Annotated in this window: 18 protein-coding genes; 6 read left to right on the top strand and 12 right to left on the bottom strand. The window is 48.3% G+C overall.

Annotated elements, in window-relative coordinates; translation table 11 throughout:
* From KS4_RS14245 to KS4_RS14235, 3 genes are all read left to right on the top strand, one after another.
* Positions 1-2313: a hypothetical protein gene (locus tag KS4_RS14245; RefSeq protein ID WP_145079520.1), complete on the top strand. Its 2313-nt coding sequence runs from the start codon at positions 1-3 to the stop codon at positions 2311-2313.
* On the top strand, positions 2307-2939 hold the full coding sequence (locus KS4_RS14240; RefSeq protein ID WP_145079517.1) for a PulJ/GspJ family protein: 633 nt from the start codon (positions 2307-2309) through the stop codon (positions 2937-2939). The genes KS4_RS14245 and KS4_RS14240 overlap by 7 nt, the downstream gene beginning before the upstream one ends.
* A gap of 251 nt (positions 2940-3190) precedes the next feature.
* Positions 3191-3964 carry a fibro-slime domain-containing protein gene (locus tag KS4_RS14235; protein WP_200761288.1) on the top strand — a complete coding sequence of 258 codons (774 nt, stop codon included), beginning with the start codon at positions 3191-3193 and terminating at the stop codon, positions 3962-3964.
* Between the two features lie 387 nt (positions 3965-4351).
* On the opposite strand, the gene KS4_RS14230 is transcribed toward KS4_RS14235, so the two are convergent.
* From KS4_RS14230 to KS4_RS14185, 11 genes are all read right to left on the bottom strand, one after another.
* Entirely contained in the window at positions 4352-6142 is a 1791-nt protein-coding gene (locus KS4_RS14230) for an SLC13 family permease (RefSeq protein ID WP_145079511.1), read from the bottom strand.
* Between the two features lie 222 nt (positions 6143-6364).
* Positions 6365-7675 (bottom strand): beta-ketoacyl-[acyl-carrier-protein] synthase family protein, encoded by a 1311-nt coding sequence (locus KS4_RS14225; protein WP_145079508.1) that lies wholly within the window; start codon positions 7673-7675, stop codon positions 6365-6367.
* Complete coding sequence (locus KS4_RS14220; protein ID WP_145079505.1) at positions 7668-8027, bottom strand: four helix bundle protein; 360 nt, start codon at positions 8025-8027, stop codon at positions 7668-7670. The genes KS4_RS14225 and KS4_RS14220 overlap by 8 nt, the downstream gene beginning before the upstream one ends.
* Positions 8028-8052: 25 nt before the next feature.
* Positions 8053-9393 carry a beta-ketoacyl-[acyl-carrier-protein] synthase family protein gene (locus KS4_RS14215; RefSeq protein WP_145079502.1) on the bottom strand — a complete coding sequence of 447 codons (1341 nt, stop codon included), beginning with the start codon at positions 9391-9393 and terminating at the stop codon, positions 8053-8055.
* Positions 9394-9492: 99 nt separating this feature from the next.
* Positions 9493-9639, bottom strand: a complete 147-nt coding sequence (locus KS4_RS17700; RefSeq protein ID WP_200761287.1) for a hypothetical protein — start codon at positions 9637-9639, stop codon at positions 9493-9495.
* A gap of 244 nt (positions 9640-9883) precedes the next feature.
* Positions 9884-10789 (bottom strand): hypothetical protein, encoded by a 906-nt coding sequence (locus KS4_RS14210; protein WP_145079499.1) that lies wholly within the window; start codon positions 10787-10789, stop codon positions 9884-9886.
* A 192-nt stretch (positions 10790-10981) separates the two neighbouring features.
* Positions 10982-11710 (bottom strand): hypothetical protein, encoded by a 729-nt coding sequence (locus KS4_RS14205; RefSeq protein ID WP_145079496.1) that lies wholly within the window; start codon positions 11708-11710, stop codon positions 10982-10984.
* A gap of 979 nt (positions 11711-12689) precedes the next feature.
* Positions 12690-13376 carry a GNAT family N-acetyltransferase gene (locus KS4_RS14200; protein ID WP_145079493.1) on the bottom strand — a complete coding sequence of 229 codons (687 nt, stop codon included), beginning with the start codon at positions 13374-13376 and terminating at the stop codon, positions 12690-12692.
* Between the two features lie 48 nt (positions 13377-13424).
* Positions 13425-14438: a hypothetical protein gene (locus tag KS4_RS14195; protein ID WP_145079490.1), complete on the bottom strand. Its 1014-nt coding sequence runs from the start codon at positions 14436-14438 to the stop codon at positions 13425-13427.
* A gap of 467 nt (positions 14439-14905) precedes the next feature.
* A complete protein-coding gene (locus tag KS4_RS14190; RefSeq protein ID WP_145079487.1) occupies positions 14906-15553 on the bottom strand; it encodes a PEP-CTERM sorting domain-containing protein in 648 nt (215 codons plus the stop codon).
* 344 nt (positions 15554-15897) lie between these two features.
* Positions 15898-16548, bottom strand: a complete 651-nt coding sequence (locus KS4_RS14185) for a choice-of-anchor E domain-containing protein (RefSeq protein WP_145079484.1) — start codon at positions 16546-16548, stop codon at positions 15898-15900.
* Between the two features lie 605 nt (positions 16549-17153).
* Here KS4_RS14185 and hisF point away from each other — a divergent pair.
* The 3 genes from hisF to KS4_RS14170 all read left to right on the top strand — a co-directional run bounded on the left by hisF (position 17154) and on the right by KS4_RS14170 (position 21021).
* Positions 17154-17993, top strand: coding sequence for an imidazole glycerol phosphate synthase subunit HisF (gene hisF / locus KS4_RS14180; protein ID WP_145079481.1), 840 nt, complete (start codon positions 17154-17156; stop codon positions 17991-17993).
* An 896-nt stretch (positions 17994-18889) separates the two neighbouring features.
* A complete protein-coding gene (locus KS4_RS14175) occupies positions 18890-20599 on the top strand; it encodes a hypothetical protein (protein WP_145079478.1) in 1710 nt (569 codons plus the stop codon).
* A gap of 35 nt (positions 20600-20634) precedes the next feature.
* Entirely contained in the window at positions 20635-21021 is a 387-nt protein-coding gene (locus KS4_RS14170) for a hypothetical protein (RefSeq protein WP_145079475.1), read from the top strand.
* A 68-nt stretch (positions 21022-21089) separates the two neighbouring features.
* Here KS4_RS14170 and KS4_RS14165 read toward each other — a convergent pair whose 3' ends face one another.
* Positions 21090-23423: a hypothetical protein gene (locus tag KS4_RS14165; protein WP_145079472.1), complete on the bottom strand. Its 2334-nt coding sequence runs from the start codon at positions 23421-23423 to the stop codon at positions 21090-21092.
* Positions 23424-23750 lie beyond the last annotated feature (327 nt).

Raw genomic sequence — 23750 nt, 5'->3', positions numbered from 1 at the left:
ATGAGTACTAACGAATCAATCATCAGAGTCAATCAATCATCACCACGTCAACGCGGTGCAGCGATCGTTCTTGCCATGATGTTTCTTGTGATATTTGGATCACTATCTGCTGCAATGGCCATTCTTTCTCAAGGTAATCTCGCGACTGCAGATTCTCACTTGAAGATCAACCGTTCGCTTGCTGCAGCAGAGACCGGCGTCAACTTTATGCTCTATCGCATCAAGCATGCTGCTGAAACTGTCAGAACAAGTGATGGTCTAATCAATGAAAGCAATGCTCCGAGTTTGTGGCTAAAAATACGTGATCAACTCATCAGCGATATCACAGATGATTTTCATTACACTTCCGATAGTTGGTATAACGCTCCGCCAGATGGTGAAGGTACATCCAGCCCAACCAGTGTTTTCTTTGATGAGATTGCAACTGCGCCTGGTTCCCCGACGTTCCAAGCGTCTTTGCAGCAGCACCCAATCTCTGGGGAAAGCTACAGCTCTTCTTACTATCAACGCCCACCTTATCGTGATATGGACATTCCCGTTTCCGCTACCAATCCACTCGACAGTACATGGATCAGGCTTACGGTGAAAGCGCACGATGGCCCTGCTGGTCCCAATCGTGTGACCCGCACCATTAAGATGGATTTGAAATTAGGTAAAAAAATCCGTTATGCGATTTTGTCACGTTCTCGTGTGATGGTTGGTCGCAACGTCATGATTGATGGCCCCGTCGGTTCAAACTTTAACGAAACGAATCTTGAACACGGACATCCTATCCAGATGCTCTCAGACTTCCGTGGCTTGTCCTCCGGGCTTGATGCAAAGCTGGATGCACTTGTTGGCTCACTCATTGGTAATAGCCAATATCACGATACTGATGGTGATAACCGCATTAATATCAATAATCCAACAGAACTCGGAACACTGCATAAAAACCTTGATGTTAACAATGATGGCTTCATCGATGAGTTTGATCTGTTTCTGGATCACTATGGCAGTATCGATACTGATACCAACCTCATAACCGTAAGCAGTTCGGATTTACGTACCGCAGGCGTGAACGATACCGATGCAGAGCAACTCCTCGAACTGATTGATACATTCGGCTCATCAAAAAGACCTGGTTACAACGATGGTGTGATTGATGCATTAGACCGGTATACAAAGATCCGAGGCGAAATCTACATCACCGCTAGCCGAAATGATTGGAACAATGGTGCCGCTGATTTCGATAACAGCGGAACCAAGTATCAAGACTACTTCCAAGGTTCGATCACGCCAGATTTTAGGCAGTCACCACTTACGTTCAATGCTTCCCAGAATAGTAGTTACAACTTTAAGGCCAGTGATTTCGACGTAACCACGTTTCGAAACAAAGCTACCGGTGATCTCCAGTTTCAAATGCTCGCGCAGGCTTCTTCAAATCCAAGCAATGATCCGAATAAACCGTTATACAATTCGGATGGCGCTGTTGAAGAAGTGCCTTATGGTGCAGCTCACCCATACGACTACTATGAACGGCCTGTTTATAAAAACATGACCTTTACGAATACCAGGATACCCAAAGGGACCAACGCACTATTTGTCAATTGCACATTTATTGGCGTGACATTTGTTGAATCTGCAGTCGATAATATCGATCCAAACTACAACTACGCAGGTATGCAGGAAAGCAACAAGGACTACAAGCATCCGGATAAATCCGTGACCGTTGATGGCAACGAAGTGCCAAGCGATTTGGGATCTAAAACGACATCAAATAATCTGCGTTTTGAAGATTGCACCTTTGAGGGCGCCATCGTGACTGATTCTCCTAAAGAATACACACATACACGCAATAAAATCGCTTTTACTGGTCAAACACAATTCAAAATACAGGATTCCGCCCATCTCTCGGATGATGAAAAGCAGCTCTATGAGCGTTCCGCTATTCTGGCGCCTAACTATTCGATAGAAATGGGTACTTTCGTCGCGCCATCCGATTCCAATGAAACCGTCAATCTGACCGGAACAATCGTGGCAGGTCTCATCGATATGCGTGGCCAAGTCAAAGTCCGTGGCTCCATCCTCACAACCTTTGAACCCAAATCCAATACCGGCCCTGTTCTCGGAAATACATCCCCTCAGTTCAACACAACCATCGGCTACTTCTCATCAGACGATGGTGATCTCGAAGCCGAAGTGCCACCTAATGGTGTTGGCGTGATACAAGTGACATACGACCCGACGATCCCACTTCCAGATGGTATCAATGGGCCAATTGAACTTCAGCCTTATATGGCAACATATACCGAGGCCGGTGCAACAACATGGTAAATTCGAATCCTTATATTCAACGTCGATACCATCAACAACGAGGACTTTCGCTTGTTGAAATGCTCGTCTCGCTTGCGATTACAGCAATGTTATTAACTGCGACGATGGTCGCTATCGACACCTCGTTCCGAGCATATGCCTCCGCAGCAGAATCTGCTTCAACACAAGCATCAACGCGTATGGTGATCAATCGTCTGTTGATGATGATTCGAAATTCAACCGCGCACGGCCCGCTCACTCTTACTGAAGCGAAAGATTTTGATACGAATGCAACTCAGGAAGAAAGCACAATAACGTCCAATTTTCTAGAAATGATCGATCCCAAGGGGCGGCTTATCCGTATTGAACATAATGCCTCAGAAAATACGCTCTATCTGCGAGTCGACCAAAATGGCAACTTTACATACGACAATAGCGAACTCGCGCAGCCATTGCTTTCAGGTGTAGAAAAAGCTGCATTCTATACAAAGCATCGGATTAACGATGAGGGTATCTATCAACTCGAGCGAGGTTCAATAGATCTGTCTGTTGTACCTGATCGTGACAACACACTGGCCATCGAGTCTGCTTCACAATCCACAATACGTGTGATCGCCTCAACAATGCCCAGACGCATTGACTACTAAGCGATTCCGCTGCCTGTCTTTGTTAATCTCTACGACCTTTTCCGGTTAGGCAAAATCAACTCGACCTATCTTCTCTAAAATCACTGGCATACGTCTCAAGCATAAAGTACCTTTCAATCAACAACATTGGCTGGATTCAGGCACTAGCCAATTCTTCACCGTTTTTTGTTTCTTCACCCATTCGGAGGCACCGAAAGGGTTAAACTTTGAAAAAATTATTCCCAGCTTGCGCCGTTATGGCAACATGCTTTATGACACCTAACTTGGTCAATGCGGATCAGATCACACTTCATGGCGTTGTACGAGATTTTAAATCCTCGCACCCAGACTTCGAATCATTCGGCCACTGGCAATTCTCACAATGGTACGTGACTTATGGCCCTTCGAAATATGTTTATAAGAAACTGGTCGAATCCGAACTGAGCGAAGATGGTATCCCCAAACTGAATATGTCCTATTTCAATGATCGTAGGCGTAAAGTACCCTTCAGTTCCAAAGCTAACTTTGATCAGTGGTACCGCAATGTACCCAATGTTAACATTGCAATACCCGTTGCCATCACGCTTGACAATAACCGTGACGAGCCCGGCGGAGTCTACACCTTTGCTCGTGAGCGTCCCAACTACTTTTTCCCCATCGATAATCAAGGCTACGGCAATTCAGGTCGCGCGAAAGATGGGAAGATGCACAACTTCCATTGGACATTCGAAGTCCGAACAAAATTCACATACACCGATCCTACCGAACGCGACTACGCACTCGCATTTAAGTTTACAGGTGACGACGATGTCTGGGTCTTCATCAATGGCAAGCTCGCTGTTGACCTTGGTTCAATACATCCCCAAGCTTCTGGGTCAATTAATATTGATCAAAAAGCAGAACAACTCGGGCTCGAACCAGGCAATGAATATACATTGGACGTGTTTATGGCCGAGCGTCACACTGACGAATCGAACTTCCGTATCGATACCACACTCCAACTGGAAGAAGTTCCTCCGACAACGGTCAGTCCGTTATACGATTAATCGAAACTAAATATTAACAAAGAGCTGCAGATCCGATCTGCAGCTCTTTTATTTGTAGTACTGTTGTAGCGGTAACAATCATTGGCTATCATCATCGCATGGGATGTTTACTCGGCTGCCTCGCACTTGCATTTCCTCGCCTACTAATGGTGATACTTATCTTATTCACCAGTTACTTGTCGCGAGCTTACGAAACAATTCTGTGGCCAGTTCTTGGCTTCATCTTTTTCCCTTACACAACGATCGCTTATGCTTTTGCATACAACCAAACCTCCGGCCACATCTCTGGTATTTATCTCGTGGTCATTATCTTCGCAGTTCTTGTCGACCTCGGGTCCAGCAGTGGTTCAGCAACAAGTATGCGTACCGGAAAAAGCTAATCAACTATTAGAACGGCCACACAATCGGTGTTATAACGATTGATGTCGTCATGAACAGTAGATTCAATGGAATCCCATACCGCATGTAGTCTGTAAATCGATATCCGCCCGGCCCATAAACCATTAGATTCGTTTGATATCCGATTGGTGTTGCGAAACTGGCGCTCGCCGCCAACATGATCACAATCGCAAACGGCATGAAGCTCACCCCTAATGTTCCCGCCGCTGCATATGCAATCGGAAACACCAAAACTGCCGCAGCGTTATTCGTAATCACTTCCGTAAACAGCATTGTTACAAAATAGACAGCCCCAAGCACAAGCACCGGATTTTCACCGACAAGGCCAATGATCTTATTTGAGATCACTGCTGCCGCTCCACTTTCGCGCAACGCCATGCCAAGACCTAACGCCGCACCAATCGTCAAAAGCACTTGCCAGTTCACGCTCCGCCTCGCCTCACTTCCTGTGCAGCAGCGAGTCGCAATCATTAACCCCGCCGCAAGCAGCGCGCTCGTTAGCATACTCAACCACCCCATCGTCACCATCGCGATCATTCCGCCTAAAATCCCGATCGCAACCCATGCCCGATGATGCCGTACTGGCGTAGATCCTTCCAATGCACTGACTAGGAAAAAGTCTCTTGAATTGCGCTGTAAATCAACAAACGCCTGCGTTCCTTCCAGCAAAAGCGTATCGCCCGGTTGCAACTTAATATCACCGATTTTCTGCTCGATGCGCTCGCCGCTACGCCCCACCGCAATTACCGCCGCCCCATAATTTGTCCTAAATTTCGCATCACGAATCGTCTTGCCGATCATCGGGCATTGATTCGACACCACCGCCTCGATCAGCTTCCGTTCACTCACCTCATGCCCGAGCTTAAAAACCTGATCTGTGGCAGGCACAAGCCCCCGCATCTTCCGCAATTCTACGACCGACTCCACTACTCCCACAAAAATCAGTCGATCGTTCGCTTCTAATACCACATTAGATGATACCGCGCACATCAATCGATTCCCGCGATCAATCTCAGCGAGGTACAAACCTGAAAGATGTCGCAATCCAGCCTGCATGATCGTCTTGCCGATCATCGCACCACCATCTTCCACGATCATCTCAGCCGTATATTGTCTCGGGTCATCGTTCAGCGAAACCGCAGGCACGCGGTCAGGCAACATCCATCGTCCCGTCAACAAAATATACCCCAGCCCCAATACGGCGCATGGCACGCCTACCCAAGCCAAATCAAACATACCTAATGTTGGCAGTCCCTCATGTTCGGTCATCATCCCATACACAATCAGATTCGTACTCGTGCCGATCAGTGTGCAAGCCCCACCAAAAATCGACGCATAACTAAGCGGGATATATAGCTTCGAAGGATTGATCTTGACTTTCTTGCACCATTCATCAATCACCGGCATAAACATCGCAACGATCGGCGTGTTATTTAAAAACGCGCTCATTCCCGCCACAGGAAAAATTAATCTCGCTTGTGCGCTAATCGCGCTCTTCGGCAAACCCAGCAGCGGGCCCGTGATCCTCGCCATCGCTCCCGTCTGCGCCAATCCTTCAACGACCACAAACAGCACACCTACCGTCAGCATCCCCGGGTTTCCGAATCCCGATACCGCCTGTTGAACGCTCGGCAACATCTCGCTGCCACTCAAACCTCCCATGACCATGACCAATGTCAATCCACTCAGCAAGAGTAAATCGGCAGGCGCAAAATTCCTAACCAGTGCAATTAACACCGCAATAATGACTCCGACAACAAACCAGGCTTCCCATGTCATTTCAATCAATTCCGTTTCTATCGAGCTAGAGCAAGTTGCTCCATTATTCACGACCTCGTTAATGCACTGATCAACGAATGTCTCTTGACGACAAATGCTCTAAGTCATCTGCAAAACAAGCAGCTCATTTTATTAATTTCAATCACGGTATGATGAGTAATAAAAAAGAAGCAGCCGGTGAACGACTGCTTCTATCATCTTTTCATCTTAAGTTCGAGTCAATCAAACTTTTTCAATGATCAGCGTGTCGTTCTGTCCGCCAAAACCAAAACTGTTCGACAAACAGACCTCAACCTTACGTTCTCTAGCCACGTTCGGAATGTAATCAAGATTACACTCTGGGTCAGGATTGTTTAGGTTGATTGTAGGTGGCAGCTTCTGGTCACGAATGCCCAGAACACAAACGATCGCTTCACATACGCCAGCCGCAGCAATCAAGTGACCCATCATCGATTTCACCGAACTGATTGGCACGTTTGGTGCTTCTTCACCAAACACAGCCTTAATACCTTTCGTTTCAATCGAATCGTTCTCCTTCGTGCCCGTCCCGTGTGCTGAGATGTAATCCACATCATCAACGCCACGCTCCGCATCAGCCAACGCTTTATTCATCGCGCCAGCAGCACCGCGGCCTTCAGGATGCATATCCGTAATACGATACGCATCAGCCGTCGAACCAAAGCCCGTAATCTCAGCCAAGATCTTCGCGCCGCGAGCTTTTGCATGCTCATAACGCTCAAGAATCATGATCCCAGCACCCTCGCCCAGCACAAAACCATCACGGTCAGCACTAAACGGACGACTTGCTGTCATGAAATCATCATTTCGGTTCGACAATGCCGTCAAGCGATTGAACCCAGTCACACCAAACGGATGAATCATCGTGTGTGCGCCACCCGTGATCATCACATCAGCATCATTGCGACGTAAAATCTCCGTCGCTTCGCCAATCGCCTGTGTCGACGCAGCGCACGCCGTCAAGCAGTTGTAGGCTGGTCCCATAGCCTCAAACTCCATCGCTAGATGGGTCAGTGGCATGTTGGGTTCCTGCTCAACTTCTCGCGTCGCTTCAAATCGCTGCTTCGCGATCTCCGCCCACTTCACCGACTCGATCTCGCGATCATCCGCCGACCAAGCGTGCAGGTTCGCTCCGACATAGTTGTCAAAATCTAACGAACCCTCGCCCGACCCGAGATAAATCCCAAGCCGTTCGTGATTCAGATCACCTGACGCGTCATAAGCATCAAGCCCGGAACGTGACCACGCCTGGGACGCTGCCCCAAGTGCATATGCCGTGTTCAGGCCAATGCCTTCATGAAGCTCAGGTTGCTTCACGTACTTGCGATAATCATAGTCCTTCACTTGCGCGCAGAACTTCGTCGGGAACGTGCTCGCATCAAAGTGAGCTGTTTCACCGATACCGCACTTGCCCGCAAGCAAGTTCCCCCAAACTTCTTCGACATCATGACCGAGTGGCGTGATCCATCCCACCCCCGTCACGACCACGCGATCACTCGCTTCTCTTCTACTCACTCTTGCGTTCCTTCAAAGAACGGATCAAACCTGCCAGCAGTTTCGCAGATTCATCATATGCATCATTCATCACATCAAAACGATCTTCATCGATATATTCCAATTTCTCGGAAAGCTCGACCAAGTAACCAACTTCACGAAGCGCGCCAAACGCGACCGTCAGACAGTTAATGTATTCACGCATTGTTGAACGTGCACAGCCGTCAACAATGTTCGTCGGAACACGAATCGCTGCGTGACGCAGGATATCTTTAATACCTTCTTCCGGATAGTCAGCTGTTTCCTTGTACACGACCTGAGCGAGTGTGTCTGCTGCCTCGAATGCTCTTAGTTTGCGATGGTCTCTGCCCAATGGAAAGCTCCTTTCGTTAGCCTAACTAGGCTCTGTGGTTTTTGAGTAAAATTGCTGTGTTCTGTCCGCCAACGCCCGTACTGAGAACTAGCGCATAACGAATCTCTTTTGATTCACTATCGCTGTTACCCTGCATACCTTCGATTGGCTTCTCGCGGCCTACGACCGCTGGTATTAGTCCTTCTTTGACGCTCTTTGCCGCGATACACACGTCAAAGCCGCCGCCACCTGCGCCGCAATTACCCACCAATGCCTTGGTCGTCACGATCGGCATCCCGCTCAGCCGTTCGCCAAACACTTTTTTCAGTGCCGCCGCTTCCCCTACATCGTATGCCTTAATCCCGCTCCCATATGCATACACCACATCAATCTCATCCGCACTGACATCACCTTCATTCAAAGCCGCTCGGATCGCACTGGCGATCGCTCGACCTTCTGGATCCGTCTTTAAGTTGCGGCTTTCCTTATGCACCGTCTGCGATGCACCAAAACCAACAACCTCCGCGTAAGGCTCATGCCCTGCATTTTTTTCCCGCGCCTCATACATCTCGAGCGCCTCAAGCACCACAATCCCGCCGCCTTCACCCAAAACCGTTCCGCTTGAATCCTCATCAAACACCTTGACCACGCCGCCCGCTTCGCCCACACCATTCAAATCCTTCGTCAGTCGGCCATTCAATTCCTGACGCATGTACGCCATCAAATTCAACTTCGACTCAGCCCCACCACAGAACCCCGCATCCGCACTCCCGCGTTGAATCACACGCAGGCTCTCGCCGATGCTCAAACCGCTCGACGAATCGCCACATGTAATCGTATTGCTTGGCCCCTGTGTGTCATGAATGATCGCCACATGACTCGCCAACATATTCGGCAAGTACTTCAATAACCATAGCGGCGTCAAACTCTGCATCCCCTCTTGACCCCATTTATGAATGTCAAATTCGCCAGCCTCATCTTTCGAATCCGCCAACGCCATCGTCAATTCATTAATATCCGCAGCAATCAGCCCTGCACCAATCTGTGCGCTGATACGTTCGCCTGAGTATGAGATCTGGTCCCCATTATCCATTGTCCCCGGCGTATTCAACGCCGCATCCTTGGCTGCAAAATCTGCTGCTACCACCGCCATCTCAATATCACGCGCCATCACTTTCGTTGCCTTACGGTAACTCTTGGGCACGAACTTCTTAACTTTCAACTCCGCGATCTCACCGCCAACATGACAATCAAAACCGCTCGGATCGAACATGCCAATCCGCTTGACCGCGCTTCGGCCTTCACTGACAGCCGCCCAGTTTTCTTTAATCCCCAATCCCAAACCACTCACCGGGCCAAGACCTGTTATGACAACGCGTCTACTCATAGCTCACCTGTTTCGCCGATCCATCTCAGCGTCGATTTCTCTGCAATCATAGTCACCAGCTTCAAACGCGCCGCGCTTTTCGCTGTTTCGTCTTTTCGCTCACTCAAGTCGCTTCCCACACCCTCTCACCCACCATCTTACTTGCGCTTTGAGTTTTTCGAGCGACAGGCCAATACGCCTCAGCCTGACTTCATCCCCGATCCCCTCACTCATCCCCTTTACTTCACCCTCCCTTTGGATCGACATTGTAGCCAAATCCGTCCGGGTTTGGGTAATTATCCACCTTCACCTCCCCACTTCCCTCATTTTTTCTACCTCTCGATAACACCACTCATCAGCCAACTATTTCAACCATGAACCACAGCCCCAATCACCATACACACAAATCGGCTTCCATCTCTCTTGATAGCAACAACATACATCACATGACGTTCAGCATATTTTCACATCATCACATCACCGTCTCAGTATATTCCCCATCTCTTGGCGTTTATCGTTCCACCCGCCGCATCACTTCCATCATCTCGATCTCACCTGCCATCTCTGCCTCACGTACCGGAATCCAACGCTCAAGTTCACACGCCTCGCCTGCCGCCAAAAACGGCGTCGTATAAACCGCGTACCCCATCACGATCGCCTTGCCATCTTTTACTTCCCCGCTCTCATCAAACGGCTTTTTCAGCACACGAAATCGCAAATAGTACGAGCCCGCCTTTTGGCTTGTATTCAGAAAAATCGCCCGCACACCCACCTTCTTCGGATTCATACTCCAGAACGATTGCTTTTCTTGCGCCCCATTTTCATGTGTGAAATAGATATCACCCCGTTGCTCATCCCAAATCAACTCAGGCTTCCATTCCCACTCGCTCTCCGTCGCGTATTGCAGCACCAGTTCATTCGCTTTACGCACGATATCCGTCTTCTGGGTACGCTCATTTTTAATCTTCCCAAATTCTTCACGTAGCCACGCAATCTCGCGCCCCTGCGTTTTGCCTGCTTCTTCTAACTCGCGTTCCCGTCGCGCCAAATCTTCTTTTGCCGACTGATTCGCATTCCCCAGCTTCTGCAATTCCCCCTGCATTTCCAACATCTGCCGTTTTAAACGATCGTTCTCGTCCTCTAGATCATCTAACTCATCTTCTAAACGCTCCGCACGTCTTCGATCGTAATCATCGCCGCTGCTCCGTTTCCCCATCGGCATAACAATCGTGTCCTTGTCATACCCAGGTTTCTTCTCGGATTCATTTTTGCTCTTCGATTGATCAGATGTTTTTTTTGTTTTGTATGTTTTTGAGACGAATTGCCCCTCCGCCACATTGTCCAATTCAAACATCTGCACGCCACCAAAACCCAAAATCACGCTCAAGACCACAATCAGAAGTTGTTTCGCTCGCATCATTGCCTCGCTATCGCTTTTTTAAATACAGTGAAGTGCGCACAATATCCATGCTATCTTCATCTTTATTGACGGATACATCCAGAAATAGTTTCATACCGCTGCGCATCAAAAAGGCCCGCGTTAATCAACGCAGGCCCTTCGGATATAGGAATCACATCCGTATTCGTTCTTCGTTCAGTTAACCTCAGCCTACCGTTGCAACTGAGGCGTACGATATCCCTTCGCACCAACCACATCAGCTTGCTTTACACGCAACGCGTCATCCACATGTATCCACTTCGTGACCTCATGAATCTCGCCCGGCTCCAGCAGCGGCGTACTCACCACACCCGTTCCCAACACCCTTCTTGAATCAGGATTTACATTCGTTCGAGAATTCCGTAATACCTGAACCTCAAGCTCGAGCCGTATTGGGAAATCTTCATCATTAATCACAAACATCCGCACGCCTACTTTGCTTCGATCCGTCACCGTTCGCCAGCGTTCATGCAGATCCCCATCATCGTCCCGATACCGAACTTTTTCTCGCTGTCGATCAAACACCAGATCATATTTGTACCGGTACGTGGGTTCCTCAACCAGATTGGCTCCGCTCTTGGCATTCTTTTTTCCATCCGCCCCTTCACCTTTCACCAAGTCACCGCGATCATGCACGCTCAGTTGTAGATGCGCCATCTCTGCCTGTAGGTTAGCCAGTTTCGATTCCAGCTCTTCCATCATGGTCAGTTGCATCTGCAGTTCATCGACTTCATCTTCCAGCTGATATACCCGCTTTTGCAGGTGATTCATCCGCTGCTTGACGACATCCTTCTCGCTTTTACCTTCTGTTTGCCCCCAAACGCTACCCGTCATCCCCATTACCAAGGACAGCATCAACACACCTGTACCCAAAACATAACGTTCCGGTTTCTGCCTCATCACGTGCTCCTGATCTCATATATATGTGTCACGAATACCGATCGACCGTACAGCCGCCCATAGATATGACGTACTCATCCATCAGAATGTTCCTCACTTCCTGATTGATTCGTGAGTTTTTTCTGGCAAGACATGCAACGCCATGCCGCAATCCCCCAGCGTTCGAATGAACGTTCTGCTGATTTATTCTTGAGTAATCTTGCGTTATCGCATTAAAAACCCAGTGAGCGAATAAACAAAACTCAAGAAGCTAACAAATCTTACGGTTTGCTTGCACTAACTGCTCGCCCATATCACTTACGAACCTGTCCGGTAACTCATCAATGTCGTAGAAAAGCCGGTTCATATTAAGATAAAAGAATCTTTAGACGATAATGATGTTTATGCCTTAAGACACTTTAAATACAAAAGGCAGTTCACAACTCTTTGATACGCCTTCGCACCGTTCTTTGACAATCTCAGTGATCCAACCTCGATGATAGCGATGTTCTCGCACTTTCCATGCCGCGTTTTCGCAAGTGACACAGACATTTTGACGGGCAGAGAATGTCACACTCTTTAAGGTATCCCGTTTCATGCATTTCCAGGTGCAACCCGTAATCATCAGAATCCGGGACTTAATCTCAGGATACCCGTCGCAAAGAAAACACAGCACCGCGAGAACACATCGAGGTTTTTACAAATCATCCATTGCTTTAAGCATGTAGATTGAACATGCTTTACAGGGCTTTCGCAGGGCAAATTCCGAGGCTTAGGGCAGGGTGATGGTAGAAGCTATGGCAGAGCTGTAACTAATCATGCATTAGGCATCCGGGAATTCGATGCAGGGCAATGCTTCGTATACAACTGCACCTATGTGCAGCGCATGATTCGTTCAAAGGTCATATCGATCAGCTCCTTGTCATGCTTGCATGCAGTTTCTACCAAAAAACAACGGGCGTACTCTATAGTACGCCCGTTTTTTTTGCGATATCTCAGTCTATCTCGTCAGTAATTCCGGCGTAATCCGTAATAACTCATATGTTCTGTTATTAAACGTCCTATACAGTGTTTCTGGCACATCAGTAAATTCGAAATCTCTCACGACAGCTTTCCATGCGGGATAGTTCCGCTTCTCAAACCGCATATACACCGCTTTTTTACCCAATTTCTTAAACGCATAATTCAACAGCGATTTCGATAAATCCATCGCGATATGATGATCCCAATTCGGCTTCGTCAGGCACACAATCAATTCTGTATGTTCCGATGAAAAATCAAAATTCAAATGCGATAACCCCGCAAATCCTGCAAACTGATTCTTGGGCCGCCGGAGCGCGGTAAACACCGTATATCCAAACGCATGGTAATGCCATCTCGCCAAATTAAATCGAAGCGTCGCCCTTTCAGGCGTAACAACACCTCCAAAATACTTCATCAAAATCGGATCACGTTCAAACTCGATCATCTCCGGCAAGTCCTGGTGTGACTGCGGACGTAAATTAAACTCACCCGTCGATAACACCACCTTCGTATCGTACAACGTTGAAGTGGGCCTCCCCGAAACACCATTCTTCTCAACGCCTAAAAATTCAGAAAACCGATGTGGAGCCGCATTATGTGTCCGTGATCGAAGCGGCTTCAGTATTTCTCCTGTCTGCTTTTGCGCTTGTCTTGATGCTCTCATGATGCTCTTACCTCATTAGTTAACCATGAACAATACATCCATCCCAATCTACGCCTCACCTACAATCATTGTTTCAATCAGACGGTGCATTTCTCGATCAATCGCGACCGCAAGATGCCCCGCCGTTTCACAAATTTGTGCTGCAAAATGAGCTGTTGGCCTCTGAACCAGCGGCAACCTGCTCGATAATATCTCACCCTCGCTGACCTTCACCCCCATCCGCCTCGTGTCCATCTCGCTCTCTATCCCCTCACCCATGACGCACGCCAACGATGGATGGACATAATCCCAAAACATATCTACGAACCACGTGAACGCCACCGGCGAATAATGCGCTGAATATGAAAACAAACGCATCAATAAAGTCAGCGGTTCTAATATATGCTTAGACTGTATCTTCAAGAGTAAAGACTCGTCACAGGCGCCAATGACGCGCATGCTCACCGCATTGTGCCGTTCAATCAGCCTTTCACACGTCTCAATACTCTCCGGAAACATCCGCCATGCCGGTTTCGTCACATGTTTAATGTGGTCCGTCACATATAATAACTGTCTGCAAACAACAGCTATTCCCTCTATGTGCCGAGCATTGCTTCGCTCTCGCATCATTCGTAGTTTTTGCCACAGTGCCTCGCGGTCACCCCGTGTTGTCGCCTCATTCCCTAGCCTGCAACCTGTCAGCCCACTCACCAGTGTCGCCGGGTCATGCAAATCTGATCCCTTGATTCGTGATTGTGATAGCACGCTCTCATCATCCCACATCCACATGGCCGGCAAAAAATGTTCCGTTGATTCACATCCCAATGCAATCTCAATCAAACTTCCCGGGTCGTCCATCCGCCTATGAAAAGGTGTTAAATACACTAGCTCACGCTCATAACTATCTAATTTCTCTGGGTCAGGCGCCGCAAATGAAACATGATGTCCATCAAAGCGTTTTAAAAATCGCTGTGCTGATTTCGTCTCTAACTGATTGGTGCTGATGTCCTCGATCGCTTTGCGTATCCAAGGCCGATCCTCCGGGCCTACCTCAACATCCATCTCCAGCCATGGCAACTTCAATCTGAAATTCGAACAATCCGAATCCCGCCATCGTATGTCGCATGATTTGTGTGGAACCAATCTCACCATACCAGTGTCCAACCTTTTAACGCATCGCACCAGATAGACTTCGGCTTGTCGACCATTCAGTCAATAAGCCATACGCCCCCAATACAATGCAGCATCTTTAAATTGCCAAACGCTATCGCGTGATACGACACGCTGAAGCGGTGAGTAACTTTAGACCACATGCCACCTACTTTTCGACCGCACCAATCACTTTTTACGTCCATACTTCTACCACCACACGTTATCCGCGGGCAATATGTTTTAACCGTTTGCCCTTAGACGTACGTTAATACCCCTACGCCCATTGAAAATGCATTGTGATGGGCCGTTCATTTGTGCAGCTTCTCGCCATGCGCGCATAACAAAGGCCGGTGCAAATGACCAGCCTTTGTCGTTTGATATCTAAATATCGATCGGTTTTACTTCTTGCGGCGAAGCATCGCGAGACCACCAAGACCCATCAGGGCAAGTGATGCAGGCTCTGGAACCTCGGTGTAATCGTAAGTAACTTTGACAGTACCATCGCCAAGCAAGTCACTCACATCCAAAGTTGAATCAGTTGAACCGCTGAATGCGAAACCAGCACTGCCATCAACGTCTACGTCAAATGTACCAGCACCAATATATGCAGCAAAGCCGCTAATCAATGTCTGTGATGCGCTGTCCGACTGTGTCAATGTACCGAAGTCATTGAAGTCAGGACCAGAACCCGCTACACCGTCAGTGGCCAGAAGAGCTGCAGCCCAAACACCATTGTTGACCGTGCTGACTGAAGTCGTTGGCGCTGTTGCATCAAAGTTTGCAGTCAAGCTGATTTGATACAAAGGAGCGTTCAAAGTTGAGTTGTTTTCTGCCGTCACGTTAGCGTTAACCGTCGCATCAATCTCAATCTTGACCCAGTTCAGCGTACCCAAAGAAGCATCGAACTGATCGAGTGAGACAGTCGTGCTGTTGGGTGACAACGCCATTGAGAACGTGTCCATGTCGCTGATCTGTGCAGCATTCGCAGCACTCGCACCCAAACCGGTCAATGCCAAAGCGGCAACTATTGAAGTCATTTTTTGCATCGTGTTTCTCCTCGTGCGCCCACAACTTGGTGCATAAATACAACAACAAGCTGACAGGCTCTCGTCTGAAATTAGGTGTTCCCACCCAGTCTTATCTTTTTACAAATGGACTTCTCCTCCAAGAGAAGTGTGCGACAAATGTACCACAGGCGAGAATAATGTCAAGAAAGATGTGATAAGTATTTTATTAAAAGATGCTTATGTATTAAGATGTCTTTTAGAGGCGTATTAGCAACGTTTCTTTATAATCATATAATCGGAATAACCTGAAAATACGTAAAAAATAAGCCAACATCACAGGATGTTGGCTTATAGAAATTGAATTTAAATTATATAACCTGAAGTTATTTTCTGCGGCGAAGAACCAGCAGGCCACCCAATCCCATCAATGCCAATGATGCTGGCTCTGGCACTGGGGCCGTGTATGTATAGGTCACATTGACTGCACCCTGTGCCATCAAATCAACATACTTCAGTGTTGCTTCTGAAGCGCCAAACGCTCCGAAACCAACCTGATCGGTCATATTGATATTAATTGTTCCCAGCCCAATAAAGGGTGTGAAATCGACGGGTGAAATATCTTGGATCCCGCTGGATTTACTGATGTCTTCAAATACAGCGTAGTCCGATCCAGAGCCCGCTACGCCATCAGTTGGATCCAATGTTGCGTTATACATCTCATTAAATGAGATTGTCGATGTGCCGTTGCTAGGCACAGCAATTTCGAATTGAGCCATCAACCATGCAATGATACTTGCGGTTGCGATTGAATCATTTTCCAAGCTCAAATCAGCCATAATGGTTGTATTGAACGTTAAAGCCACATCTGTCAATGTTCCCAGGGAACTATCGAACTGTTGCAACGTAACGCCATGCGTTGAGTTGGTTAATGGGTAAGTAAAGCTTGCCGTGTCAGAAATAGTTGCCGCCGAAGCTGTTGCCCCGGTCAGTGCAGCACAGGCAATTGCTGCACAAATGGCCTTAGTACGAAGCATCTCGTATCTCCCTCGTGTAAGAGTAGTCCGTTACGGAAAGTCAATAAGCCTTAGCATTTGGTAGGAGTTCGCTTTGGCTTAAAAAGTTAATTTAGTCTTTTCAGAAGTACATCGCAGAACTGACGATGTCACCCCTCCCAAGAGGTGCACTAAGAATTTATCAGATTTATCGTTTCATTCAACACGTATCCGATACTAATTTTCACAAAGAAGTGTATAAAATATCAAATGCGAAATAATCGCTGTTAACAGGGCAATAACAGCGATAAAAATTCTTTAGCTCCTCAATTCTTTTTCATTTTTAGCAGAATCTTTACGTACCTAATATTTTATTAGTAGCCAATCTAATCAGCGCATAGGCTTGTTAAATAGGCGAACTCTTTTTTCCAGTTTTCCTGATTCAGATCAAGTTGCAGATTTACTTTTCGTCTTGTCCAGATCACGGGCAGGAGCAAATCAATTTTTATCAATCTTTCTAGAGCGTTTTGCGAAATGACTTGATAGGGGACGGAAGTTGGGGGTAATGGAGGTGACAGGAATGATCGGGGGAGAAACAGGGGGGGATGATTGTGATTGTGCTTGAGTGAGGTAAAATGGTGAGTCTTATGATTACGAACCGAATTATTCCGTGCCTGGATGTGAATGAAGGGCGAGTTGTAAAGGGCGTCAACTTCGTGCAGTTGCGTGACGCGGGTGATCCTGTGGAAGTGGCTAAGAAGTACGATGAACAGGGCGCCGATGAGCTGGTTTTTTTGGATATCACGGCCACTCATGAGGGACGGGATATCACGCTAGATATGGTGCAACGTGTTGCTGAGCAATGCTTTATGCCTTTCACTGTTGGCGGCGGTATTCGTACGATCGACGATGTGACCCGCCTGATTCAGGCCGGCGCAGAAAAGGTCAGCATCAATACAGCAGCGGTCTTCGATCCCAATATCGTCAAATTAACCGCTCAGCGTTTCGGCCGCTGTGCAACGGTCGTTAACATCGATCCTAAACGCGTTCCAATGAACGAGTTACGTGCGCGATGCAAAAATACGGACAGCCCTGTTGAGTCCACAATCAAGCCCGGATATGGGTTTGAAATCCACACCCACGGCGGGCGCAAGCCGACCGGCCTGGACCCAGTGGCGTTTGCAAAGCAGGTCGTCGAGCTTGGTGCGGGTGAAATCATCCTCACGAGTATGGACGGTGACGGCACGAAGGACGGGTATGACATTGAGATTACGAAGCTCATCGCGGACGCGGTGAATGTGCCGGTCGTTGCCTCGGGCGGCTGCGGCAGCCCAGAGCATATGCGTCAGGTGTTGACGGAAACCCGTGCAGATGCTGCACTTGCAGCGAGCATCTTCCACTACGGCGAGTACACGATTCAAGAAACCAAAGAATATTTGGCGAAAGCCGGCTTGCCGATGCGAATGCTCGAACCTGTTGCGAATTAAGCTTTTAGCTGACACGTTCAGCACATTGAGTCGTCGCTTTTCGGGCTATCAGCTTTTCATCAGATCATTGGTGGGTGGATTGATTGGAAGTCTAGCTTAAGCGGGATTGTTACAAGTGATTTTCAGATCAGTCGGCAGGGGCTTAAGATCTGAACGAAAACTAGAGACGAACGAAAGCCCGTGGCAATTAGCGACGGGCTTTTTATGTGAATGTGACTCAATTTCAACTCGGTTGATAGCCGATCATGTGGGATAAATTTTGTTGGGGAGCAAGTAAGGGGGAGCGAGGTAAGGAGTGGGCGAGGTAAGGAGTGGGCGAGGTAGTGGGGGGATGAGGTAGGGGGGAGCGACGTGGGCGGGGAATGGGGGGGGTGATGGGATTGTGCGCGCGAAATGTTCAGCAGTTGGAAGAGCGCGTGCGCGCGGTTTGTTCAGCGGTTAAGCAAAAATGATAAAACTTCCAAGAGCGCACAAAAGCATCTCTGAGAGTTGGTTATTAGCGCAACTAACTCATCAATAGATAGTTAACATAGAAATCAGAAAAGGTCAGAAATCAGCTAGAAAGCGCACGTTTGGAATGAAAATGAATGAATTTTTGTCCGTTTTGGGAAGTGATTGGAAAAAACAAGTGCTTATCCGCAAGTGATTTTGCGCACGGATGCGCGCTTTAGAAAATTCTTGTGCGCCAAAATCCGTCGCGCATGTATGAATGCGATTCAGTTTCAATTTTGGAGATTTAGAGGTGGCTGGAAATTTTGGTTGAAGATCAGCGTGATGTGAGCGCACTAGATTTGAATGGGCAGGTTGGTTGATGGGGAAGGGATTGACTGAAATTGTTAACGGGTCATTTCGTCTTATCATTGAGTATTCGTAATACATGATTGAGGGCAAAATGCATGGCAACTGAACAGGCAAATTTAGAAGTGGTGGAATCAGCAGGGCGGTTGGTGATGAATAAAGGGGATCACGTCAAAGAGATGTTGCCGATTGATGGGGGGCGGGATGAGTTGTTGATGTGGGTGGAAGTGACGCGTGTTGATTTGTGGGATTTGGTGATATTTTTCTGGATTGAGATTTCAATTATTGGGTTGGCTATATTGGGGTTGATTTTTGTTTGGCGATGGTTGCGGTATCGTAAGAAAGTGAGTGAGGTGAAGGTGGGAGAGCGGTATTGCAAACGATGTGGGTATGTGTTGGAGAATAAGAAGGCGGCGTGTGCTGAGTGTGGGGCAAAGAGTATGGGGAAGGTGAGAGGTCGGTGGCGAGGTAGTTTTGTGAGTTTGCTTGCAGGGGTGGTTTTATTTTGGGGGAGTGCTGGTGGGTTGGGGTTTATGGTTTGGAGAGCGGTGTCGGGTTATCAAGGGCAGGGGATGATGTATGGGGAGTGGAAGTTAGGGAAGTGGATGGATCATCGTTGGGCGAGTGATTGGGTGGATTGGCCAAGCGATTGGGGGTTTGATTTTTGTTCGCGGTTTCCGGATCGGTTTCGACTTTTGGCTTCGGCGGTATGTGGTGCGCAGGAGCATGAGCTGCGGGGTTTACGCTTTGATGCGAAGCGGGGTGAGGTCGTGAGCCGGGTGATCGCGAAAGCTAAGCCGACAATGTCTATGTTAAAACGGGTACCGGGTGATGGGGTTACGTTTCATATGGGAAGAATGGGTGATTACCTGTTGATTGATTGCGGGGAAGGTTATCTTGTTGGTTTGCAGGATGATTTGCTTTGGTATGAGAAGGACGGTGGTGAGGTTGAAGAGATTGAACAGATTGTTAGAGAGGCGGGTGGTGAGATGAATTGGGGGATGCAGTTGGCATGTGAGGGGTATGAGATTGGTGAAGGTTTTGTGATGTTGGTTGGGCGGTATGAAAGGGGAGTTGTTCCGCGAGAGATGATGCCGAAGATTGGAGGTTGGGGGATTGAAGTGATGCCGTTTGATCATGTGATGATGGTGGATCTGTACGAGAAGCGTGTGGTGGCGGATTGGCCAATCTATCTTAATGATAGAGGTGTGGATTGGGAATGGACGAAGATGAAGGGGTTTGAGTATGAGCGTGATGACAGGGTTGTTGTGAAGAAGATGAGGATTAGGTCGCAGGAAGGCGGGCAGTTGGATCCGCTATCGGTGATGGATTTGAAACATCGGTTTAAGGAGGGTGATGTTCAGCCATATGTTTGGGAGGGGGTTGATGGGAAAAGGCTGGATTTTAAGCGGTTCGAGAAGAATTGTGTGTATTGGAATCGTGTGACGGGGAGATGGCAACGGAATGCTTGGGAGGTCTTGCCGGGGTGGGATCGTGTGGTTACGTGTCGGGAAGAAGATGTATTGAAGAGAACGGATGCAAGGCGAGATGATTTATTGAGTAAGATTGTCGTTCAGTTATCGAGGCGGTCTGAAGCTGGTGTGAAGTTTATGGGTTTGGCTGTGCGGGATGATGTTGTTGTGAATGATATGTTTGTAGAGTTGTGTGGTGATCCAGAGCGTGGACGATTATGGGCGAGTTACTCGATGGTGGGGCCGGGGGTACCGGTTGGTGGTATGCGAGAGGGTAATCAGGCAGGCGTGGAAATGTATCTGTTTGATAAGGGTGAGATGTGTGAAGCAGAGTAATGTGTGAGGTGTTTTAAAAATAAAGGTTTTATTCAATGTTTATCAGGTTTGTTGTTGATCAGATTGATGAGTATTCGCATGAGAAGATGGGAGTTTTTCAGGCTGCGTATGAGATGAGGGACGCGGTAGAGACGGAAGCACAGGTGCGAGAGTTGTTGCGGGATGTATTGAGATGGTTTGATTTGCATTTGGAGATGCCTGAACGGTTGTCGAAATCGAAGAAAGTGACGGCTGAGCCTAAGGGGGTGAGCTGGTTTAAGAAGGATGCGCATGATTGTATTGAGAAGGGGTATGAGCTTTGCCGTTTGCTTGAGCGGGGTGGCGTGAAGACGGAGGTGTTGCGGAGTAAGCAAGTGGGGATGGTGTTGTATGAGGATGAGGTGCAGGTATGTGTGATGCCGTATCGAGGGGTGAAGGTGTGATTGCTGTGGATTAAAAAAGCTCGAACAGATGTTCGAGCTTTTGCTTTTTGTAGATGTCTAATTGAGTATTAGACGCGTCGTTTGCGGCGAAGAAGTGGGAGAGCAGTGAGGGAGAAGAGGGTGAGGGTTGTGGGCTCGGGGATGAGGCGGGCTTTGATCTGATCGAAGGTGAGATCGGTGTTGTATTGCATCATGTAGAGGTCGGTGTCGTTGACGCGGCCGTCTTGATTGAAGTCGCCATATGTCCATGAGAATGTGCGATCGTTGCTGAGGTATGCGGCGGCCATGTTGTTGAAGTCGGTGTTATCGATTGTGCCTGAGAAGTCGGTGTCGCCGTTGAGTGCGATGGTGCCGATGATTTCGGTTGAGGTGTAGTCGAGTGCGATAGAATGTTTGCTGTCGAGACATGCATCGTGACGATCGAATTTGCCGGTGATGCTGTCGGCGGTGAAGACGGTTAAGGTGTCGCCGAGCTGGTAGTCGGTGGGTTTGTTATCGAGGGTGAGTATGCCATCAAGTTCGGCGTTTTTGATGGTGAGTGCGGACAGGTTGTCGAGATCGATGGCGAGTTCGCCGAAGGTGTTCATTTTGAGTGTGTTGACAGTGAGGTTGGTGGCACTGAAGGCGCTGCCGCCGATGTAGAGTATGTTGACAATGTTGCGTTGCTGATCAGCTGCGTCGGGAGTGAGTGCGAGGTCGAGATTCCAGCGAGGGATTGAGCCGGGATTGTTTGGATCGCTTTCGATTTGGAGTTCGTCTATGCCGTAGAGGTTATGGTTGAAGGAGCCGGAGCCTTCGAGGATGAGTTGATCGAGGCCGTAGTCGTTTAGACCGCGTGTGCCGAGGCGGATGTCGCCGATGATGTTGGCGCCGGTTTGGAGGTGGACGAGATCGCTGAGATCGTCTTCATTTGACCATGTTTTTGTGTTGGAATCCCATTGTGAGGTTGAGATCGCGGCGGCTTGGAGATTGGGGTTTGTGGATGTGGCGGAGATGATGCCGGAGACTTCCCAGAGCTGAACGGTGTCGGCGAGGATTCCGCAGACGAAGTTATCGCCTTGAACGTCGATCGTGCCGGTGTTTTTGAACATGTCAATCTGGGAGGCTTTGATGCCGATACTGTTGTTTTGTCCGAGTGTGTTGATGGTGCCGGCGAATTGATTGGATTCGAATGAATTAGCGGCAAGCAGGCCATAGGCATTGAGATTGTTGCCTGCAACGTTGATGGAGCCGGTGGAATCGAATTTGTTGATGTAGATCTTGTTTACAGATTCGATAGCAGATGCGATTGAGGTTTTGCCATCGTTTGGTGTGGTGTTGACATTGATTGTGCCGGCGAAGTTGTTGTTGATGTTGATGCTGCCGTTGGTGTAGCTGGTTGCGGTGCGTAGGCCTGCGGTGCGGATGGCGTTGCTGGCATTGGCGGAAATGACGGCTGTTTGTGAGATAGAGCCGATGTTGATGCCGCCACGTGATGCGTGAATTGCGGTTGTGTTAGAGAGGTGGCTTTGGTTGGTGTTTTCGGCGGCTATTTGGCCGTGAATGTTGTCGATGTTGATATCGTTGTGGAAGGCGAGGATGGTATAGGTCGAGACGCCCGAGCCAGATGCGGAAATGCTGCCAGTTTCTTCGATGGATTGAATTTTGATATTGCCTTGCGCCGCGCCTAAAGCATGTGTGTAGCCAAATTGTTGTGTGTTTACTGAGGTTGAGCTGATTGTGCCAGCGAGTGAGTTGATGGTGATGGCATCAGTTTGTGCATTTGCTTGGGCAAAGATGGAGTAGGTGCTGGGTTGAGAACTGATGGATTGAGTTGTTATTGAAGCATCTTGACTGATCGTGTTGAATTTGATGATCCGGCCACCAATAGCAGCATTGTGTATGGTGTTGCTGTTAGGGAGGCTGTTTGTCAGGCTGATTTGGCCGTGGAAGTCGTTGAAGTCGAGCGTGTCTTTTATGCCAAGGATTGCGTAGCTGTTATTTGATTGCGTGTTGACTTTGAGTGAGCTGTTATGAGAGAAATTGAGTTGATGTGTGGCGTGGGTGCTGGCGTTGCCGAGTGAGATGGCGTTACAGGTGTCGGCACTGTTTCCGTTACCTGCATGGGTATTTATTTTGCCGTCGAAGTTGAGTGTGGTGGCATGGGTGGATTTGATCCAAGAAGTCGCGTTGGTTGGGAGGACAATATCGAATGGTGCTGAATTGGCGTATACAGGGATGTCGATAGTGGGTAGGTCATCGGGTGAGTCGAGGTTGAGGGTCATTGAGCCGTTGTCGTTGTAGAAGAAGACGTGATGGCCGTTGGGCATTTGATCGAAGCCGGCGAATGAGGGGGTTGTGAGGGTGAGTGATGCAAAAGCTGCGAGAAGGGTTGATGTACGATAGCTGGGATGGGTATTCATTTTGCCTCCGGAATGGAATTGGTACTGATTATTTATGTTTAACAGCGACAGGGTCGTCTTGCTTGCCTTATCGAAATTTGCGGCAGTGGCAGTTGGATAGATCGCTGTTGCGTTAGTCAATTTAGCATGCTAATTAGGCGATTACGAGACCGTTAGGTGCAAATCGAGCATTTTTGTAGGCTTTTTAGTTGTGGTGAGGTGGCGGTATTTTAATGTGGGGTGGATAGAGGGAATGGGTGATGTGTGGTGGGATTTCGGGAATGCTGGCGGTGTTTGATGGGCGGGAAGGCAAGGGTAAAAGATAAAATAGTGTTAAATTGCTGTTAA

The sequence above is a fragment of the Poriferisphaera corsica genome (genome assembly GCF_007747445.1).
Classification (GTDB): Bacteria; Planctomycetota; Phycisphaerae; order Phycisphaerales; family Phycisphaeraceae; genus Poriferisphaera; species Poriferisphaera corsica.
Note: the sequence above shows the minus strand (reverse complement) of the source record. Positions and strands in the feature narration are given on the sequence as shown.

What these genes read in the sequence shown, in the direction of transcription:
- KS4_RS14205 (WP_145079496.1), bottom strand. Translation starts at nt 11,710, where the DNA reads ATGAGGCAGAAACCGGAACGTTATGTTTTGGGTACAGGTGTGTTGATG.
- KS4_RS14190 (WP_145079487.1), bottom strand. Translation starts at nt 15,553, where the DNA reads ATGCAAAAAATGACTTCAATAGTTGCCGCTTTGGCATTGACCGGTTTG.
- hisF (WP_145079481.1), top strand. Translation starts at nt 17,154, where the DNA reads ATGATTACGAACCGAATTATTCCGTGCCTGGATGTGAATGAAGGGCGA.
- KS4_RS14240 (WP_145079517.1), top strand. Translation starts at nt 2,307, where the DNA reads ATGGTAAATTCGAATCCTTATATTCAACGTCGATACCATCAACAACGA.
- KS4_RS14170 (WP_145079475.1), top strand. Translation starts at nt 20,635, where the DNA reads ATGTTTATCAGGTTTGTTGTTGATCAGATTGATGAGTATTCGCATGAG.
- KS4_RS14245 (WP_145079520.1), top strand. Translation starts at nt 1, where the DNA reads ATGAGTACTAACGAATCAATCATCAGAGTCAATCAATCATCACCACGT.
- KS4_RS14230 (WP_145079511.1), bottom strand. Translation starts at nt 6,142, where the DNA reads ATGACATGGGAAGCCTGGTTTGTTGTCGGAGTCATTATTGCGGTGTTA.
- KS4_RS14210 (WP_145079499.1), bottom strand. Translation starts at nt 10,789, where the DNA reads ATGCGAGCGAAACAACTTCTGATTGTGGTCTTGAGCGTGATTTTGGGT.
- KS4_RS14215 (WP_145079502.1), bottom strand. Translation starts at nt 9,393, where the DNA reads ATGAGTAGACGCGTTGTCATAACAGGTCTTGGCCCGGTGAGTGGTTTG.
- KS4_RS14175 (WP_145079478.1), top strand. Translation starts at nt 18,890, where the DNA reads ATGGCAACTGAACAGGCAAATTTAGAAGTGGTGGAATCAGCAGGGCGG.
- KS4_RS14200 (WP_145079493.1), bottom strand. Translation starts at nt 13,376, where the DNA reads ATGAGAGCATCAAGACAAGCGCAAAAGCAGACAGGAGAAATACTGAAG.
- KS4_RS17700 (WP_200761287.1), bottom strand. Translation starts at nt 9,639, where the DNA reads ATGTCGATCCAAAGGGAGGGTGAAGTAAAGGGGATGAGTGAGGGGATC.
- KS4_RS14235 (WP_200761288.1), top strand. Translation starts at nt 3,191, where the DNA reads ATGACACCTAACTTGGTCAATGCGGATCAGATCACACTTCATGGCGTT.
- KS4_RS14165 (WP_145079472.1), bottom strand. Translation starts at nt 23,423, where the DNA reads ATGAATACCCATCCCAGCTATCGTACATCAACCCTTCTCGCAGCTTTT.
- KS4_RS14185 (WP_145079484.1), bottom strand. Translation starts at nt 16,548, where the DNA reads ATGCTTCGTACTAAGGCCATTTGTGCAGCAATTGCCTGTGCTGCACTG.